The organism is Meiothermus sp. (assembly GCF_037443965.1).
In the GTDB taxonomy this organism is placed as follows: Bacteria; Deinococcota; Deinococci; order Deinococcales; family Thermaceae; genus Meiothermus.
In genome coordinates this window covers 42,004-60,493 of the sequence record NZ_JBBINI010000017.1, presented here as the reverse complement: position 1 = coordinate 60,493, position 18,490 = coordinate 42,004, and the positions used below count along the sequence as shown (strand labels likewise).

The following is an 18,490-nucleotide window of genomic DNA, read 5'->3' as shown; positions in this document are numbered from 1 at the left end:
AGGCCCACTTGCATGACCGGTAGATAACTGTGGGCTAAGGGGTCGAGAAGCCGGCCGCTCGAGCCGCCTGAAGAATCGCCTGGCTTAGAGGGTTGCGGCTCAAGAAGCTGGATCGGTACTGGGAAGGTACTTCATTTTCGACGATTCTCATCAAGTGGTCTAGCACCTGCTCGAACAAGGATAGGTCAGCGGGCTGGCTGGCCGCCTGGGCACAGCAGTGCACCCACAGCACCTCGAGTTTTGTGCAACCCGTCGGCCAGTAGCCTTCCAGCAGCTTTATTGCTGCCTGTGCGTGCGCTTGAGCTTCCTTCAAACCACCTCGGGACGAACCAGACCGACACAACAAGGCCTCGGCCAAAAGGGTATGGGCGGATATTTGCAGGGCGGGAAAGTCTCTTTCCTGGGCCAGCGCCAGGGCTTCTTTGAGGTACACAGGTGCTTCATCGGGCAGTATGCGGGCTTTGGCCAACAAAAAGCGCCCATAGGCCTGGCCTTGCTGGCCATCAAAAAGTTCACCCAGCTTTTCTATCCAAGAACCGACTTCTTCTCCCCGCCGGTGCGCCAGCAAAAGACCCAGGATGCGGTAGGTGGCCTCGTCGCGCTGGGGCAGGTCGGGTGCGCCCAGGGCCCGGTTCAGCCAGTCCGAGGCAGTATCCCACGCCCCCCACACCCAGTGGAGCCGGGCCATCTGGTACTCGCTAAAAGCCCGTGTCCAGCCCCACTCCTCCGGAACAATCTCCAGTGCGCGTTCCAGGGCTTGCTGGGCCTCTGCGTAGCGCTCGAGGTCGTGGTAGCGCAGGGCCAGGTTGTTGAGGTGGTGCACCTCGCGGCCTGTCGCGCCCTGCGTACCCTCGAGCAAGCGCCCGGCCTGGAGCTGCGCCTCCAGGGCTGCTTCGGCCAGACCCAGCGCAGCCAGCGAGACCGCCCGGTTGTGGTGAAAACCCACCCGCATGATGCGGTTTTCGGAGCGCTCCAGAACCGGTTCGGCCTCCTGGTAGTAGGCCAAGGCCTCGCGATGGCGCTCGAGCTGATCGTAGGCGATGCCCAGACGCGAGGTGCAGATGGCGGCCTGAAGCACGTCGCCCCGTTCCCGATGAAGCTGCCGGAGCTGCTCCAGGGCCTCGACCAGGGCAGGGGTTTTGCGCTGCACATAGAGCGACTGGGCCAGCGAGTCCAGCAGGCGGATACGCAGCTCGGGCAGCCCGGCTTGCTCGGCAGCCTGCAAGCCCTGCCGGGCCGCTGCTTCGGCCTCGAGGCCATAGCCATGCTCGGCCTGCCGGATGGCCTCGCACAGCCAGGCTCTGGCCTGCTTCTCGGGGGTATCGGCTATCGTCTGCATACGCTCTATCAACCTGGCGTGGCGCTGGCCGGTATCGAAGCGAACCATCACCCGGCTTAAGACCTCCAGCAAGTCGAAGGCCTGGGCCTCTCCTGTGTGCTCGAGGGCCTGCTCGTAGAACTGGGCGGCCTCGGTCAGTCGGTAGGCCTCCTCGGCCCTGCGGGCGGCCTGTACCAGAAAAGGAACCGCCCGAGAAGGCTCAGCCCCCAGCCAGTGGTCTGCAATGCGGGCTGGATCGGCCCCTGCCCCTTCCAAATACGCCGCGATTTGCCGATGTAGATAGGCTTTGATGCTGGCCGGTATGCTCCCCAGGGCAGCTTCGTAGAGCAGGTCGTGGGTAAAGGCGCTGCCTCGCAACATCTGGGCCGCCTCGAGCTCGGCCCAGGGTTCCAAGAGCTCCCAGGGGGTGGCCTCCAGCACCGAAGCGGCCAGCTCGGGCGAGAAGTCGGGCCCGGCCACAGCAGCCGTGCGAACCAGCCGTTGGGCTGGCGAAGAAAGGCCCTCGAGGCGGGCCTTGATGAGGGTGCGCACCCGGCCCGAAGCCGGGAGCTTTTGTGGAACTCCTTTCTGCAAGGCCCCCGACTCCACCAAGCTCCGGGCCGTCTCGAGCACAAAAAATGGGTTACCCCCAGCGTAGCGCACCAGTGTCTGCGCGAGCGACTCCAGACCCGGCACCTCGAGGCTTTGTACCAAGGCTTCGACCTCGGCGGGCTGCAATGGATCCACGTCCAGCAGCACCGCCAACCCTGCCTCCACCAGGGGCAAAAAACTTCCCTGCTCGACCTCGGGCGCAATCTCGCCCCGACGATAAATCTCGATGGTGAAGGGGGGCTGTCCTTGGCCCCCCACCCCGCCATATTTGTTGAGCTGGTACAGCATGGCCTCGAGGCTGGCCCGGTCGAGGTACTGCGCGTCGTCGCTAACCTGAATGCTGGGCCTGTCTCCAGGGTGTGAATACAGCGTGAGTTCGGCCAGGGCATCGTAAAAGCGCAGTTTTTCAGCTTCGGATAGCAGGGGTGGGGGCGCATCCTGTGCCAGCTCGGGCAGAATACGGGCCACCTCGCGACGTACCCAGGCCGGTAGGTTGTGCAGCAGTTCGGGCCGCTCGGCATAAGATTCGCGCAGGCTGCGGGCATAACTCGAGTAAGGCACTCCGGCATCGCCAGGACGAGCCGCCAACAGCACCACCCGCCCCTTCGATGCTGCGAAATCGAGCGCAAGCCGGGTTTTTCCCACCCCTGGCTCGCCGCGCAACAACACCACCTGGCCTTTTTGGTAGGCTTCCTCCATCTGGGCCCAAAGCTTTTCACGGCCCACCATCACCGGCGGGCGCAACAAACTGAGAGGGATGGCGCTTTTTTGCGGGGGGGCGCTTTGCTCGAGCCCCGCACCCTGGGTAATCTGTGCCGCCAGCGCCTGGGTTTCGGCCAGCGGGGCCACCCCCAGCTCGCGCTTCAGGACAGTCTGACAACGCTCATAAGCCCTGAGCGCAGCGGGCCGGTCCCCGCTCAGGTACAAGAGCCGCATGACCCGGCGGTGGGCCACCTCCGAGAGCAGGTCCTGCTCGAGCAGCCGTTCGGCGTAGGCCAGGGCCTCGCGGTACTGCCCGGCCTGCTCGAGCCCGTCGGACAGGGCAGCCAGCGACATCCGTCGCAGCTCGGCCAGTTTCTCCCGCTGCACCAAGAGCCAGTCGTCGAAATCGGGGCAGTCGTCGTAATCGCAGCCCTCCAGCAACACCCCTCGGGCTTCGGCCAGCTCTTGGTGCCGTCCCGCAAAGTGGGCTACCTGCAACAGGGCCACATCCACCGTCAGGCCCAGCAGCTCGAGCACATCGCCTCCCCGCACCACCTCGGCCCCGGCGGCCTGCTTGAGCCGCCTCAGGGCCTGGGCCAGGTTGTTGCGGGCGGTGGACTCGGTGGATTCGGGCCACAACAGGCCCGCCAGTTTAGAGCGGCTGGTGGAGCCTTCCAGGCTCAGGTAAGCCAGCAGACCCGCCGTCTTACGCTCGAGCGGGCGCAGCTGGCGGTTCTGGATGTGCAAAGTCGGAACACCCAGCACCTCGAGGCGGCCCCGAGCCGGGTAGGTCTCGAGGAGTTCCGAAGCCCTTGCCAGGCGCTTGCGATCCGGCACTTATATATTGTAAAAAACCCAAATCAGGTTCAGTGTTTGTTTCGCACAAAGGCTTTAAGCAGTTTCTTAGTTTTAGCACATCTCCACTAAAGCCCAAACCAGGTGAACGGATAGTAGCTCACCAACTCGGCACGGTAAGGCTCCACCAACCGCACGTTGGCCGCCGGGGCCTCGGGTTTGACTAGATCGACCCTCGGGTTGAAGTCGCCGGCCCCAATCTGGCGCAGGATTTCCTGCGGGTTAAGGTTGGGTACCCCGTAGCCCAGCGCAGCATAGACCTGAGCCCGCACCCAGGCGTACTCCTCCGAAGAAAAGCCCTGCTGGTTGAGGGCTTGTACCTGAATGCCCTTGGCGTCCAGCACCAGCGAACCCCCTTCGCGGAACAAATCCAGCGCGGTGCGGTAGTCCAGCGTAAGCTGCCCCACCTGTTGGTTGGCCAACTGATTGAGCCGGGCCTCGACGCGCTGATAGCGCTCACCCAGTTGCTGCTTAACGCTGCGCTGCACCCGCAAAAAGCGCTGCACTTGATCGGCGCTCAGTTGCCCATTGGCAGGCGGGGTGTAGGCGGTCTGCCGCTCCACCTTGTTGTCCAGTGCGATAATCTGGCGGAAGTCGTTGACCAGGGTTTGGGCCGGACGGATTAAGAAAGAGTAGGCCGCCCAACCTGCCAACCCCAAAAACAGCAAAAAACCAAAGCAACCCAACATCAACCATCGTGCCATATGCGCAGGATGGCATACTCCGAGCAACAAAACTGCGGTTTTTAGTTCAATCTAGTTTGAGTAAAGCAAAACCAACCGTTGGAATCGTGCTTAATCCAGCGTTTGTTTTCCCATGACGGTAGTATGGGGATTGAGGGTTGATAGCGAATATTAATGAAAAATAACTCACTTCTTAACGCTCGGGTGTGACAAATGTCACCCGAATTAACCCCAGATACCCCTAGGCTCAGCCTAGAACGCTACGCATCTGCTCTTGGAGAGTATTCACCCCAAACCTCAGGAAGCCATTATGAATTATCACTCTTCCCAGCCAACCTCCTCTAAAACTCCTTCGGCTGCCGAACGGGTTCTAACCCTGGTGGATTTGGGCAGCGAAGTGTTGCGCATCAACCCAGCCCAAGCCCTGGACATGGCCAACCAGGCCGCGCAACTGTGCCAGGAACATGGGCTTTCCAAGCTGCAACCGCTCACCCTCTGTCTGATGGGGGAAAGCCAGTACCGGCTGGGGCAGTATCTCGAGGCCCGCGCCAACCTCAGCACCCTACTTTCGCTCGAGCCCGACCAGGGCCTCGAAGCCAAGGCGCTGGCCGTGATGGGCCATGTGCACCGAATGCTGGGGGAGTACCGCACGGCCATCCAGCACTACAACCAGGCCCTGGAACTGGCCCACGCCCTGGGGGACAAGAACCAGGAAATTACCGCCCTCAATGGGCTGGCCGGAACCTACTTCTCGCTCTTCGACTACCAGGGGGCCGCCGAGTTGTACCTACAGAGCCTGGGGCTGGCCCAAAGCCTGGGCAACCTCGATGCCGAAGGCGCCGCTCTGGGCAACCTGGGTGCGGTCTACCTGGAACAAGGGGAGCTGACCCGCGCTCAGGAGCTTTTTCAGAAGGGCCTGGAAATTTATGTGCGGGTGGGCAGCCAGCACCGCGAAGCAGTGGTGCGCAACAACCTGGGCCTGACCCACTACCGGCTGGAAGCCTACCAGTCGTCGCTGGAGTATAGCCAGCAGGCCCTGGAACTGGCTCAAAAACTGCGGGATAGGCGCATCGAGGCCAGCGCACTGGGCAACCTGGCCCTCACCTACTTTGCGCTGGGGCAGTACGACACCGCACTGGAACTCAACAAACGGGCCCTGGAACTCGAGCGCGGGCTGCACAACCGCCACAGCGAGGCCGACCTGCTGGTGCAGATTGGCCGCATCTGGCTGGAAAAACGCAGCTATACGATGGCGCAAAACACCCTCGAGGAAGCCCTCCAGGTGGCCCAGACCTGCGGCAACCGCAAGGCCCATACCGAGGTACACCTCTACCTCTCGGAAGTCTGGCAGCACAAAGGCCAGTTTGCCCTGGCCCTTCAGCAGCACCGGCTGTACCACGAACTCACCACTGCAACCCTCAAGGAGCAGCTCGAGCGCAAAACCCTGGCCCTCCTGATTCGCTTTCAGGCCGAGCAGGCTCTCCAGCAGGCCGAGATCGTGCGCTTGCGCAACGTCGAGCTGGTCTCGGCCAACGAAGCCCTGGAGCAAGCCAACCACGAGAAGAGCCGCCTGCTGGCCCAGCTCGAGCAGATGGTACGCACCGACCCCCTCACCCAGATCTACAACCGAGGCTACCTCGAGCAACAGCTTCGCAACCTGTTTGAACAGTCGCGCACCGAACAATGGCCCCTCAGCGTGGCCCTGCTTGACCTCGACCATTTCAAAGCCATCAACGACACCTACTCCCATCAGGCTGGAGACGAGGTACTCAAAACCACCGCCGCCCTATTCCGCGAGACCCTACCGGAGGTAGAGCTTATCGCCCGCTACGGTGGGGAGGAGTTTGCCATCGCTTTCCCCAAAACCACCGCCGTCGAAGCCGCTGCTGCTTGTGAGCGCCTGCGCCAGCGCATCGAAGCCCACGACTGGAGCTTCATCCATCCCGATCTGGCGGTCACGGTCAGCGTTGGTGTGAGCGACGCCCCCAGTACCTCCAACCACGAGAAACTGCTGATGGTTGCCGACCAGTACCTCTACGAAGCCAAAAAGAGACGCCGCAACCAGGTTTGTTTTGGCTCTTAATTTGCCAGTACCTGCGAACCCTGGGATTTGCCCACCGAAAAGAGGGAACCCCCAGAGGAGCAGGCCCGCACAAATACCCCCGACAAAAAGCCTTTGGTCAGGAGTTTGACCTCACCTCTGACGCGCCGTTTGGATGGAAATTCTTGTTCGGCGGCAAATAGGAAAATCGCTGTGAGTATCAGATTTTTTCGGGAAATCGTGCTGGGCGAGATTCTTCAAGCTATCGGCTCTCAGAATGGCCCAATTCCTACGCAAAGATTGAACTTGGCGCAAAACTGGATGTCCAATCCCCTCTCGATAAAACAATCAACCATATGCAAATCTGAGTGATGTCTGCGTTTTTACCTTACTGACCAAACTTCCTTTGATGCAAGAATCAAAAAAGCCGTACTGAAGGCCTCGCTTTGAGAAGGTTCAAACTCTTGTGCAAAGGTTAAGGGTTCAAGCGGAACCTGTATCACGCTGTAAAATCCGGAATAGTGGATACGCTGGAACTGCTTCGTATCAATCTGCTCTCCCCTGCTGTGCTGGCCTTTGCGTTGGGCATGGTAGCCACGCTGGTCAGGTCCGACCTCAAAATCCCCGATGCACTCTACACCACCCTCTCGATTTATCTGCTGCTGGCCATCGGCCTAAAGGGTGGAGCGGCGCTCGCCACCACACCCTTTGCCGAGTTGTGGAAGCCTGCCCTGGCAACGCTGGCGCTGAGCGTGCTCACGCCCCTGCTTTCCTACGCCATCCTGCGCCGGTTGGGGCGCTTCGATGTGGTAAACGCCGCCGCCATCGCCGCCCACTACGGCTCGGTATCGGCTGTTACTTTTATCGCGGCCACCGCCTTTATGCAGGCCGCGAAGCAACCAGTGGAGGGCTTTATGCCGACACTGGTGGCAATTCTGGAAGTTCCAGCCATCGTAATTGCGTTGTTAATTGCCCGCCGCAGCCTGGGGGAAGGCTCCATTGGCGAGGCGGTGCGGGAAATTTTCGCCGGTAAGAGCATCTTGCTGCTTGTGGGGGGTTCTTTGATGGGCTTTTTGGCCGGGCCAGAGGGGCTCCAACAAATTGCCCCGGTGTTTGTAGACCCGTTTCGCGGGGTACTGGTGTTGTTTCTGCTCGAGCTGGGGATGGTAGCCGCCAAGCGCCTGCGCGACTTGCGTACAGTGGGGGTTTTCCTGATTGGTTTTGGGATCGTCATGCCCTTGATACACGGCGCGATGGGGGTCTGGTTGGGTAGCCTAGCCGGTATGTCGGTAGGGGGTGCAATGGTGTTGGGTACCATGGCCGCCAGTGCCTCATACATTGCCGCACCCGCCGCGGTGCGAATTGCCCTGCCCCAGGCCAATCCCAGTTACTACCTCACCGCCTCGCTGGGCATCACCTTCCCCTTCAACCTGACCCTGGGAATTCCCATCTACTTTGCCCTTTCTCGCTGGCTACACGGAGGTAGCTAATGGCCCTGGTCGCTCTCAAATTGGTCACCATCATCGCCGAAGGTTTTCTGGAGGAGAAACTCGTTCGAGAAATTAAGAAGCTAGGAGCCAAAGGCTACACCATAACGCCCGCTCGAGGCGAGGGCAGCCGTGGGGTACGGGCCAGCGAATGGGAAGGGAGCAATATCCGATTGGAAACAATCGTAAGCCCTGCTGTCGCGGAAAAAATTCTCAGCCACCTAGCCGAGGTCTACTTTGCCAACTACGCAGTGATCGCCTATGTAGAGACTGTGGAGGTGGTGCGGGGCGAAAAATATACCTGAAAATCAGACCTCGCACAGCCTTGGGTTTCGCTATGCGAGGTCTTGGCAGAACTGCTCTAGGCTCTGGCTTTGCTTACCAGCTCGGCAAAGGCTTCGGGCTGGCGCACGGCAATGTCGGCCAGAATCTTGCGATCGAGCTCGATACCAGCTTTCTTCAAGCCGTGCATGAACACGCTGTAGCTTAGGCCATGTTGGCGAACGGCAGCGTTGATGCGCACGATCCACAAACGGCGCATATCGCCTTTGCGCTTGCGACGGTCGTTGAAGGAGCGCATGGCCCCGCTGAATAGAGTCTCGCGGGCCTTGCGAACGCTCTTGGAGCGCAGGGCATAGAAGCCCTTGGCGCGTTTGAGGATGGCTTTGTGTTTACGGCGACGGACGACACCGGTCTTTGCACGTGGCATTCAGTATCACCTCTCCTTATACGTCGTAGGGCATGAGCTGGTGGACACGGCGCTCTTCGCCTTTGGAGAAGGTGAAGTCGCGCCCTTTTTGACGGCGGCTGCTGCCCGACTTGTGCCAGTTGAGGTGGCGTTTTCCCGGCTTCTTGCCAACTACCTTGCCTGTAGCCGTGATCTTGACACGGCCTTTGGCGCCCTTGTGGGTCTTCATCTTGGCCATTTTTGCTCCTGTATCTGCGGCCTGAGTGCCCCAGGAGGGACTCTAAAACTCGGCAGCCTTGAAAGTATAGCATCTCCTTGGGGCATTTGCCAACAAAAGTAGGCTTTTATCACGAAGGGCACAACATCCGATAGAGTTCGTTGGGGTTGGCAGAGAAGTAGCGAATGGAGCGCAGTGGGGATAGGTTGTTGAGACGTAAAAGGTTGAGGAGCACATCACGGAAATACATCAGCCCAGCGGCCCCCTTGCGGCTGCGGGAAGCGTCTTCACCAAAGACGGTATCGCGGGGGTGGTGCAGACAGTTCTCCACCTGCCAGTGCCCGCGCCAAAGGGCATAGAAATCCTGAGGGATGCGGACAAGCGAGGTGATGGCATAGTCGGTCTCCTGGCTGACCTGGCGGTGCATTCGAAGGGCTGTAGTGCTTCACAAAAGCGAGACCACCTGAGATGTTGGCAAGCCGAGGTGAAGCATAGGAAAACTCAAGCCAAAGGAACGCAGCGTGGAAGAAAAGGTAGCCCTCGTGTTGAGCTTGCTGCGGGGTGAGGTCAGCGCGGCTGAGTGGTGCCGCAGGTATGGCAGGACGCAAAGATGAGGGGTTGACGGCCCTGGAGATGGAGAACCGCCAGCTCAAGGAGGCCCTGGCCGAAACGGCCAGGTAGATTCCCTTTGGGACGGAGCAGGCTCCGTACACCTGCTGAAGCTGGAGATCCAAAAAAACTCAAGGGTCTTTGAGCTTCGAGCAGATGGAAACCGTACCACAGGAGATGGGATTGGGGGTGAATCGCTTTTTGCAACTGGCGGGGACAGCCAAGGCCACCTACTACCGCCGAAAACAGGGTATCCCGGCCAGCCCCAGCACGGTCTATTGCCTGATGAAGCGCTTTGGGCGGCTGCAGCAAAGCCCTAGACGCGGGGGCTACCGCTACAGTCCACCCCCACGACCCGAGCGTATGGGTTTGACCATGGGTTTGGACTTTACCAGGTGGGGTAAAGACAGGCTTTGCAATGTGATCAAGTATCAGAGCCGCTACTGCCTGGCGGCAGTAGCCACCCTGACCGAAGATGCCCAGGCGGCGAGCAATGCCCTGGGCCAAGCCATTCTTCAGACTGAGCGGCTCAAGCTCCCCACGCAAGGCATCGAGGTCAAGAGCGACCAGGGCACAGCTTTCAAGGCCAAGGCCTTTACCGAGTTTCTGGAGGCTAGCTGCTGGGGTCAAACCTTATCTGCGGTAGGTAAGCCCCAGGGCATGGGTCGAGTAGAACGCTTTCACCGCACCCTCGAGGTGGAATCCTTACAGTACGAGGAGGTGGAGAGTCTGGATGAGCCAAATAGAGTGCTGGAGAGCTTCCGCGAGGATTACAACACCCGGCGTCCGCACCAGGCGTTGGATTACAAGACCCCACTGGAGGTTATTCGGTCAGCTCAGGAAACTGGTATCGTTTAGGTGAAGCACTACAGTGGGCTACAGGCTCTATCGGCTGGCTCGAGGGTGAGCTAAAGCCCCGCCTTTCGGCGGGGCTTGCAAACAGCATTGTTCCTTACAACCCAGCACCCTTTTCGATATGCGCCGAGACGATGCCCTGCTCCTCGGCATCGCGGGCCAGAATGGCAGCCTTGATGCGCTTGAGGGTGGTCACCTCTTCCAGTGCCCGCTGGTCGAGGGTATCGGTAATAAACTTGATCTGCTCGTTGATCTCGGGGATGGAGATCTGCTCCAAAGCATTCACCCGGCGGTTGGTTTTCTTGATCTCCTCGCCGATCTTGCGCAAGCGGTTTTCGGTGTTGGCTACCATCAGGATGGCCTCGCCCAGCTTGCGGAAAGCAGTGGCTGCCTCCAGGGTCTTGGCCCCCACCCCGATGGGGCTGAAGGACAACCCGCCCCCCGCCTCGGGGGCGGAAATTCGCGGCACCTTGACCCCATAGAGGCTCTCCACTTCCATATGCACATCCATGGGCGTGCCCGAAAGCGACTCCACCGCCTCGGGGGTATCGAAAGCCTTGGCAATCAACAGGCTGAAGTAGGCCTCCTTGGCCGCGTCGTTGAGGGCCTCGCGGGCTTTGAGCGAGTCCTGCACCAGGGCGAAAAACTCCCCGATCAGGGCATCCCGCTTGTTTTTGAGCAGTTCCACGCCTTGCAAGGCCAGCCGCTTCTGATCGCGCTTGGCCAACAGGGTTGAGCGTGTCGGTGAGACTTGTTCAGCCATAAGCACCTCGAGGTGTGCTGAGGGCTGAGAGCTGAGAGCCAAGAGCTTTTTTAGCCCTCTGCCTTTTGCCCTCTGCCCTCTGCCACACTACGCTCCCACCAACTCTTCCAGCTTGCCGGTCTTCTGATGATATTGCTCGATGTACTCACGGCGGATGCGCTTGAGTTCCGAGGGAGGGAAGTCGGCAAGCAAGGCCCAGCCGATGTTCAAGCTCTCCTCGATGGAGCGCTCGTTCTGGCCTTGGTTGATGAACTTCTGCTCGAAGTTGGAAGCAAAGCGTAGATACTTCTTGTCAATCTCGGTCAGGGCATCTTCGCCGGTAATCGCCACTAGACGACGCAGGTTCACCCCACGGGCGTAGGAACTGAAGAGCTGGTCGGCCAGCTCCTTGTGGTCGGCGCGGGTCTTGCCCTTGCCGATGCCGTTGTTCATCAAGCGCGACAAGCTGGGCTGCACGTTGATGGGCGGGAAGATGCCCTGCTGGGCCAGGTCGCGGGCGATGAAGATCTGGCCCTCGGTGATGTAGCCGGTGAGGTCGGGGATGGGGTGGGTGATGTCGTCACCGGGCATCGAGAGGATGGGAATTTGGGTGACCGAGCCCTTCTTGCCGTGCACCACGCCGGCGCGCTCGTAGAGCGAGGCCAGGTCGGTGTACATGTAGCCGGGATAGCCGCGGCGGCCCGGAATCTCCTCGCGGGCCCCACCGATCTCGCGCAGGGCCTCGCAGTAGTTGGTCAGGTCGGTGAGGATGACCAGCACGTGGTAGTCGTGCTCGAAGGCCAGGTACTCGGCGGCAGTGAGCGCCATGCGGGGCGTCAGCAGGCGCTCCACGGTGGGGTCGTCGGCCTTGTTCAAGAACAGCACCGAGCGGCTGAGCGCGCCGGTGCGCTCGAACTCCTGCATGAAGTAGCTCACCTCGCGCTGGGTGATCCCCATTGCCGCGAACACCACCGCGAAGCCCTCCCCCTCGCCCAGCACCTTGGCTTGGCGGGCGATCTGGGCGGCCAGCTCGTTGTGGGGCAGGCCCGAGCCGGAGAAGATGGGCAGCTTCTGGCCGCGCACCAGGGTCATGTTCACGTCAATGGCCGAGACGCCGGTCTGGATGAACTCCTCGGGCTTTTCGCGGGCCACCGGGTTGATGGGCGCGCCGTTGATGGGCAGGCGCTTGTCGGCCACCACTGGAGGCAGACCATCTATCGGGCGACCAATCCCGTTGAAAGCCCGGCCCACCATCTCCTTGGAAACGCCCAGACGAGCCACATCTTCCACCAGCGAGACAGTGGTCTTGTCGAGGTTCAGCCCCGAGGTCTCCTCGAAGACCTGCAAAACCGTGTACTGGTCCGAGACTTCGATCACCTGACCGCCACGGATGCGGCCGGTGCCGTCGTCAATGTTCACAATGGCGCCGTAGGCCAGATCGGCGGCCCCCTCCAGGAACAAAAGCGGGCCGGAGACGTAAGTTACGGCGTTGTATTCTTTCTTGAGCATCAGAACCTCCTTACGCCTTGACCGCACCCATAAAGGCGGTCTTGATCATCTGGTCGAACTCGGCCTTGTAGGCGGGGAACTCGGCCTCGGGCACGTAGCGGGCCCGCCCGATTTTTTCGATCACCGGGTCGTTCAGGAAGTCCGCGATGGTCGCCCCTTTGGAAAGGGCCAGCTCGCCTTGCTTGTAGGCCGCCAGGATCATCTGCATGATGCCGTAGGCCTTGGCCATCGAGCAGCTCGCGTCCACCGGGTCGTAGCCGTTTTGCTGCAGGAAGTCTTCGCGGGCGATGCGGCCAATTTCCAGGGCCAGCCGCTCGGCATCCTGCAAGGCGTCGGGGCCCACCAGTTGCACCACCTGTTGCAGTTCGGCCTCGCGCTGCAGCAGGGTGATGATCTGGGTGCGCACCTCGGGGTAGTCCGGGGCCACGTTCTCGCGGTACCAGGGCTCGAGGATGTTCAGGAACAAGGAGTACGAACGGGCCCAGTTGATGGCCGGGAAGTGGCGGGCTCGAGCCAACTGAGCGTCCAGCGCCCAGAAACCGCCGGTAATGCGCAGGGTGGACTGGGTGACGGGCTCGGAGAAGTCGCCACCTGCTGGAGAAACCGCGCCGATCACCGAAACCGCGCCTTGTTCGCCAGCAAGGGTGGTCACTTTACCGGCACGCTCGTAGAAGCTAGACAGGCGCGAGGAGAGGTAGGGCGGGTAGCCTTCTTCAGCCGGCATCTCCTCGAGGCGCGAGGCAATCTCGCGCAACGCTTCGGCCCAGCGGCTGGTCGAGTCAGCCATCAGCGAAACCTTGTAGCCCTGGTCGCGGAAGTACTCGGCCAGGGTGATTCCGGTGTAGAGCGAGGCTTCACGGGCTGCCACCGGCATGTTGGAGGTATTGGCCACCAGGATGGTACGCTCCATCAGAGGGCGCCCGGTCTGGGGGTCTTCCAGCTCGGGGAACTCCACCAGCACGTCGGTCATCTCGTTGCCACGCTCACCGCAGCCCACGTAGACCACAATGTTGGCATCGCCGAACTTGGCGATGGACTGCTGGGTCACGGTCTTGCCCGAGCCGAAGGGGCCAGGGATGGCGGCGGTGCCGCCTGCGGTGAGGGGGAACAGCACGTCCAGAATCCGCATCCCGGTCAGGAAGGGCTGGTTGGGGTCGAGTTTACGGGTGAAAGGGCGGGCCTTGCGCACAGGCCAGAAGTGGGCCAGGCGCAGTTTGGTGCCATCTTCCAACTCGGCGATGGTGTCGTCAATGGTGTACTGGCCAGCGCCCACAATACTTTTGATTTTGCCGCTCTTATCAGGTGGAACCAGAATCTTATGGGTGAAGCTGTACTCGGGCACCGTGCCCAGGATATCGCCCCCCTTGACCACATCGCCCACTTTCTTGGTAGGGGTGAAGTCCCACTTCTTGCTTCGGTCAAGCGACGATACCTCGATGCCACGGGAGATAAAGATGCCCGAGGCGGCCTGAATCCTGTCCAGCGGGCGCAGAATCCCATCGAAGATGCCGTTCAGAAGGCCGGGGCCCAGCTCCAAGGCCAGCGGCAATCCGGTGGTCACGATGGGTTCACCCACCTGCAAGCCATTAGTATCTTCGTAGACCTGGACAAAGCAAGTCTCCCCATCCAAGCGGATGATCTCCCCCACGAGCTTTTCGTTACCGACGCGCACGATGTCGAACATCTTGGCGCCCTGCAGGTTTTCGGCAATGACTGCCGGCCCTGCGATTTTTTTGATCGTACCCACGCTAAGTTCCTCCTTTGTGGGATTATGGAAGGTGAAAAGTAACGGCAAACAGTCCTGTGTTTCTCTATTACTTTACCTTTTTCTCTTCTAACCTTCTTTCACTCTTCCTTTACAACTTGATGTCAAACCCAATCGTCTCGCGTACCAGTTGGCGCATGTAGGCCTTGGCATCGCCGCCACCACTGAAGGTGTCGAGCAGATTGGGCAACGACAGCAACACCGGCGCATTGCGCCCCCGCATGACCCGCTCGGTAGCCTTGTTGGGATCGGGCAGCAGGCTCTGGTCTACCGCCACCAGCGCGTACTGGTTGGACTGGATCATCTCGGTCAGCTTGCTCGCCGCTTCTTCAGGGGCCGCAACAACGGCCTCGAGGCCGGCCATACGGTAGCCGGAGGCCGTTTCGGCATCGGTCAGCACCCCAATTTTCATGCGACCTCCTTCGCCACTGCATCGGCCGGCAGGTTGTAGTAGGCCCGCCGGGCCAGGAGGCGGATGCGCGCGCCCTCCCACTCCTTGCGGCGGATGTAGTCCAGGGCCAGCCCGGCCCCCAGGGTATCCTTGCCGCCCTGCGCAGCTTTACTGAGTAGAATCTGCCGTAGGGCACGCTCGAGCTCACCCAGGTTACGGGCCGCACTGGCCGGAGCCAGCGGCGTGCCGCTCAGGGCCTCCAAGGCGGCAAAGTCTCCGGCGGCCACCCGGTTGAACAGCACCGGGCTGACATGGCTCCCGCCCGGCACGAAGTAACCCTCGGTGGTCGTCACACCCAGCGCGTGTAGTTTGAAGGCGGTGGTCAGGTTGGTGGCGTCCACCTGAAGCCCGAAATACGAAGCCAGGGCCGGTTCGCGCAAGCGGCGGGCTTTCTCCAGGCTGTTGGCGTAAAAGTCGCGGTCGAGGGCCACCTCCAGCGCCAGCGGGTCTGTAAGGCTGGCCGCCGCCCGCAGGGCCTTGGCCAGGGGGTGGGTCGGAAGCTGCAAGACCTGGGCCACGCTGGCCACATCCGGGGCCTGTAGCATGGCATTGACCAGCACTTCCGGCAGGGTTCCCCCTACCAGCCGGCCCTTAATCTCTTCGGGGCTCTGGCCAGCGGCCTTGCCCCGCAGGATGGTCTTGAGGTTGTTCAGGTCAGCCTGCAACAGCAACAGATTGACCGCCTCACGCATATTGCCCGTCACCAGCCCCGGCAGGTCGCCCACCATGCGCTGCATATGGCTGGCTACCGCCCGATCCACGTCGGCCAGGCCATCACCGACCATATCCGGGCCGTAGACCGTATCCCCCAGTGCGCGCACGAAATCGGGGAAAGACTGGCCCAGCGCTTGCTGAAAAAACAGTTCAGGAACCATCTGGCTCCGCCGGGCCCGCAGGCGTGCATTTAGGTAAGCGAAGCCGCTACCAGCCATACTCACCCCCAGATGGCCTTGGCCGCCTTGGCAGAAAGCGCGTCCCAGGCCCGCTCGAGGCGTTCGCTCAGGGCGTTTTGCACGTAGGCCCGCCCCCCCTGGGCCACCAGGCGCACGCCATCCCGAATAGCGGGGTCGGCCTTGAGCTCAAGGCCCTTGGCCTTGGCCCAGTCGGCCAGCAGGGCCGTGTGGGCCGGGTTAAGCACCACCGCCTCGGCCTGTACTACCTCGGCCAGGGCCTCCTCGGCCAGCTTTTTGAGCGTATCGCCAAAGGCTGGCTGGGTAGCTAGGTTTTGCAAGGCTTGCAGAACGTCCACCTTGACCTGCTCAACCACCCGACCCTTGGCGGCGATACGGGCCTGGTTGATTAGCAGTTCCGCCGCACTCTCCGCCCGGCGCAAAGCCGCAGCGTGTTCGGCCTCGAGCTGGCGTTCTTTGCTGGCCTTGAGGGCCTCGGCTTTCTGCGCGGCCTCACCCAAAATAGCCTGGGCCTTGGCCTCGGCTTCGGCCGCAATCGCCCCGATTTCGGCGGCAACTTCGTTTTGAAGAATGTCCTCGAGTTTCGACATTTGGCTCCTCTCTAAGCTTCTCGCCGATAGCCGATGGCTCCAATGCACCGAGAGCTACCGGCCACCCGCATTAGTTGATGAGGAACGAGAAGGCCAAACCGAAGATGGCCAGGGTTTCGGGCAGCAGGAAGAACAGCAGGGCCGTACCGAAGTTGCGGCGGTCTTCCACCACAGCACCCAAAGCAGCAGCGCCGATGGCCGACTGGGCCACACCGGTACCCAGGATACCCAGACCAATGGCCAGCCCCTTACCGATGGCCGCGTAGTTCGCACCCGCTGCCGCCTCACCCTCGGCGGCAAAAGCGACGGTCACCAGCAGCGCAAACACCAACACCGAAACCAACTTGGTAGCCTTAGCAATCTTCATGTTCATCTCCTTTTTCCTATTTAGGTTTAGATTCCAGCCAGCCGGGAAAACCGGCCTATTGTGGACTAGCCTCATGTTCTGCGTGCGATGGGTACGCACAGCCTAGATGTCCTCTCTCCGAACCGACTTGAAGGGGCGGTAAGGACGACCGCTCTCGTCGTAAAAGCCGAAGTTGGTGCCGAACTCGATCCACAGCAAACGGATGGGTTGCAGCACGTGCCCCAGGGTGGTGATGATGATCACCGCCAGCAGGATAATCAGGCCAATCACAAAGCCCAGGATGCCTCCCACAAACCCCATCCGCTCGGCCAGCCCGAAGCCAACCTGGTTGGCCAGGCTGGCCAGCAAGGCACCGGCCACCCCCACCGCATAAATACGGATGTAGCTGAGAATCTGGCCGCCTTTGGAGGGCAGTTCGGCAATCATCAGAGGCATTTTGGCCAGCAGGGCGCTGATTACAAAGACCAGCAAGCCCACCACCAGAATGGCGGTCAGCAGGCCGTTGTTGGCCTGGGTCAGGTAGTTGTAGGCAAAGGCGATCAGGCCCAGGCTACCGGCCAGGTAGCCCAGTCCTTCCCAGAAGTGGCTCATATGCCCGTGCTTGAGGCCCTGCTGCATGCGGATGATAAAGGCATACAGCACCTGCAACACCCCGAAGGCAATGCTGGCCAGCATCAGGAAGGTGGCGGTCTGCTCGAAGTCGAGACGGTTGATGGTCATGGGGATGAGCCCCTGGCCCCCGTGGTTGGGGTCATAGAAGATGGTGCCACCCCCCGGCAGGATTTTGAGTTTTTCCAGGAAGGTACCAAAGGCCTCGCCGTAGATGAAGCCCCAGACCACTGCCCAGCCGGTCATCCACCACAGCACCTTGCTCAGGCTGCCCACCACATCCGGCCCGAAGTTGGCCCCCAGGAAGCCGATCACCAGGTTTTTACGGGCCTTGGCCAGCGAGCCCAGCCAGTAGGCCAGCAGGCCGAAAAGCAGGGCTATGCCGATATCGCCCACCACCATCCCAAAGAAGAAGGGAAAGAAAGCGGCAATCATCAGGGTGGGGTCGTAGGAGCCGTAGCGGGGGGTGTTGAGGAAGCTGTGCAAGAGCTCGAAGGGCTTGGCCCAGGCCGGGTTTTCCAGGGTTACCGGCACCTGGAGGCCCTCGTGGTGCTCGTCTACGGGCTCGAAGGTGTAGACGATCTGGTCGCGCAGGCGGGCCAGGGCCTCCTCCACCCGGCCCTTGGCTTTTTGGGGCACCCAGCCCATGAGGGCAGCGCCATACTTGCCAGCGGCCATATCGGCGGAGGCCTTGTAGCGGGCCACTTCGTCCTTGGCCCGGACCCACAAAGCCAGCAGGGCTTCCTTGGACTCCCGCGCGAGTTTATTGACCTCTTCGCGGATACCCACCAGCTCTTCGGGGGCCAGCTTAGCCCGCTCCTTCATGCGGGCGGCAGCCTTCCCAAGGGGTAAGGTGCCGTAAACACCCGGGAAGCGCAGCTCAGCCAGGCCCAGGCGGGAAAGGCTCGAGCGCGCCGTCTCGAGTTCGCCACGCTTGACCACCACCACGGCGGCCACCTGGTTCTCTAGGGGCTCGGCCTCGAGTACAAAACGGTCGGCCATGGCTTGCTGCAAGGCAGTGCGCACCGACTCGAGTTCCTCTGGCTTAGAAACCAGGAAAGGAATCACGGCCAGCCGGGGGCTCTGATCCAACCCCTGCACCAACGCCGCCAACTGATCAGCCGCTTTGCCAAACAACTCGATGGTCTGGATTTCTTCCTCGAGGGCTGCCCGCTCCTTGCCCAAAACCTCGGCTCGGTTGACAACAGGTCGGATGGTGGCCTCGGCTTCCTCCAGCGAACCCCCAAACAACTTGCCCCCCGCCACAGCCGTCAAGCCGACCACGGCCAGCGACTGTTCGGCCTGTGAAGCCACTGTTTCCCAGCGCTTGAGCTCGGCTTCTTCGGTTGGGGAAAGCCGGTACTCGCCCAGCTCATCGGGTCGCAGGGGGTCAATATGCACGACCCCTGCTTTTTGGAGTTCGCTCAGAAGCTCCCGGGCCAGCCGCTTGGGGCCGGCCACTATCAACTTTTCCATTGG

At 61.2% G+C, this 18,490-nt stretch carries 17 protein-coding genes; 4 read left to right on the top strand and 13 right to left on the bottom strand.

Annotated features, from left to right (window positions below; all coding sequences use genetic code 11):
* Positions 1–34: 34 nt before the first annotated feature.
* Positions 35–3,469, bottom strand: a complete 3,435-nt coding sequence (locus WKI89_RS10470; RefSeq protein ID WP_337869419.1) for an AAA family ATPase — start codon at positions 3,467–3,469, stop codon at positions 35–37.
* 86 nt (positions 3,470–3,555) lie between these two features.
* Positions 3,556–4,191, bottom strand: a complete 636-nt coding sequence (locus tag WKI89_RS10465; protein ID WP_337869417.1) for a hypothetical protein — start codon at positions 4,189–4,191, stop codon at positions 3,556–3,558.
* 289 nt (positions 4,192–4,480) lie between these two features.
* On the opposite strand from WKI89_RS10465, the gene WKI89_RS10460 reads away from it, so the two are divergent.
* The 3 genes from WKI89_RS10460 (at position 4,481) to WKI89_RS10450 (ending at position 8,003) form a co-directional block, all read left to right on the top strand.
* Complete coding sequence (locus WKI89_RS10460) at positions 4,481–6,253, top strand: tetratricopeptide repeat-containing diguanylate cyclase (protein ID WP_337869415.1); 1,773 nt, start codon at positions 4,481–4,483, stop codon at positions 6,251–6,253.
* A gap of 479 nt (positions 6,254–6,732) precedes the next feature.
* Positions 6,733–7,701, top strand: a complete 969-nt coding sequence (locus tag WKI89_RS10455) for a sodium-dependent bicarbonate transport family permease (RefSeq protein ID WP_337869413.1) — start codon at positions 6,733–6,735, stop codon at positions 7,699–7,701.
* Entirely contained in the window at positions 7,701–8,003 is a 303-nt protein-coding gene (locus WKI89_RS10450) for a transcriptional regulator (RefSeq protein ID WP_337869412.1), read from the top strand. Before WKI89_RS10455 ends, WKI89_RS10450 begins: the two co-directional genes overlap by 1 nt.
* Before the next feature lie 56 nt (positions 8,004–8,059).
* Here the strand turns inward: WKI89_RS10450 and rplT are convergent, their stop codons facing one another.
* The 3 genes from rplT to WKI89_RS10435 form a co-directional block, all read right to left on the bottom strand.
* Positions 8,060–8,407 carry a 50S ribosomal protein L20 gene (rplT, locus tag WKI89_RS10445; protein WP_337869411.1) on the bottom strand — a complete coding sequence of 116 codons (348 nt, stop codon included), beginning with the start codon at positions 8,405–8,407 and terminating at the stop codon, positions 8,060–8,062.
* A 16-nt stretch (positions 8,408–8,423) separates the two neighbouring features.
* Positions 8,424–8,624, bottom strand: coding sequence for a 50S ribosomal protein L35 (gene rpmI / locus WKI89_RS10440; protein ID WP_337869410.1), 201 nt, complete (start codon positions 8,622–8,624; stop codon positions 8,424–8,426).
* Positions 8,625–8,733: 109 nt separating this feature from the next.
* On the bottom strand, positions 8,734–9,030 hold the full coding sequence (locus tag WKI89_RS10435; protein ID WP_337869408.1) for a hypothetical protein: 297 nt from the start codon (positions 9,028–9,030) through the stop codon (positions 8,734–8,736).
* Positions 9,031–9,368: 338 nt separating this feature from the next.
* Between WKI89_RS10435 and WKI89_RS10430 the strand changes: the two genes are divergently transcribed.
* Positions 9,369–10,070 (top strand): integrase core domain-containing protein, encoded by a 702-nt coding sequence (locus WKI89_RS10430; RefSeq protein ID WP_337869406.1) that lies wholly within the window; start codon positions 9,369–9,371, stop codon positions 10,068–10,070.
* A 94-nt stretch (positions 10,071–10,164) separates the two neighbouring features.
* On the opposite strand, the gene WKI89_RS10425 is transcribed toward WKI89_RS10430, so the two are convergent.
* The 8 genes from WKI89_RS10425 to WKI89_RS10390 all read right to left on the bottom strand — a co-directional run bounded on the left by WKI89_RS10425 (position 10,165) and on the right by WKI89_RS10390 (position 18,487).
* Positions 10,165–10,830: a V-type ATP synthase subunit D gene (locus tag WKI89_RS10425; protein WP_337869405.1), complete on the bottom strand. Its 666-nt coding sequence runs from the start codon at positions 10,828–10,830 to the stop codon at positions 10,165–10,167.
* Between the two features lie 87 nt (positions 10,831–10,917).
* Positions 10,918–12,318 carry a V-type ATP synthase subunit B gene (locus WKI89_RS10420; RefSeq protein WP_337869403.1) on the bottom strand — a complete coding sequence of 467 codons (1,401 nt, stop codon included), beginning with the start codon at positions 12,316–12,318 and terminating at the stop codon, positions 10,918–10,920.
* Between the two features lie 10 nt (positions 12,319–12,328).
* Positions 12,329–14,113 (bottom strand): V-type ATP synthase subunit A, encoded by a 1,785-nt coding sequence (locus tag WKI89_RS10415; protein WP_337869401.1) that lies wholly within the window; start codon positions 14,111–14,113, stop codon positions 12,329–12,331.
* A 61-nt stretch (positions 14,114–14,174) separates the two neighbouring features.
* A complete protein-coding gene (locus WKI89_RS10410; RefSeq protein ID WP_337869399.1) occupies positions 14,175–14,495 on the bottom strand; it encodes a V-type ATP synthase subunit F in 321 nt (106 codons plus the stop codon).
* On the bottom strand, positions 14,492–15,466 hold the full coding sequence (locus tag WKI89_RS10405; protein ID WP_337869397.1) for a V-type ATPase subunit: 975 nt from the start codon (positions 15,464–15,466) through the stop codon (positions 14,492–14,494). Before WKI89_RS10405 ends, WKI89_RS10410 begins: the two co-directional genes overlap by 4 nt.
* Positions 15,467–15,468: 2 nt before the next feature.
* On the bottom strand, positions 15,469–16,035 hold the full coding sequence (locus WKI89_RS10400) for a V-type ATP synthase subunit E (RefSeq protein ID WP_337869395.1): 567 nt from the start codon (positions 16,033–16,035) through the stop codon (positions 15,469–15,471).
* A gap of 70 nt (positions 16,036–16,105) precedes the next feature.
* Positions 16,106–16,402 carry a F0F1 ATP synthase subunit C gene (locus WKI89_RS10395; RefSeq protein WP_337869393.1) on the bottom strand — a complete coding sequence of 99 codons (297 nt, stop codon included), beginning with the start codon at positions 16,400–16,402 and terminating at the stop codon, positions 16,106–16,108.
* 102 nt (positions 16,403–16,504) lie between these two features.
* A complete protein-coding gene (locus tag WKI89_RS10390) occupies positions 16,505–18,487 on the bottom strand; it encodes a V-type ATPase 116kDa subunit family protein (RefSeq protein ID WP_337869391.1) in 1,983 nt (660 codons plus the stop codon).
* Between the last annotated feature and the right edge of the window lie 3 nt (positions 18,488–18,490).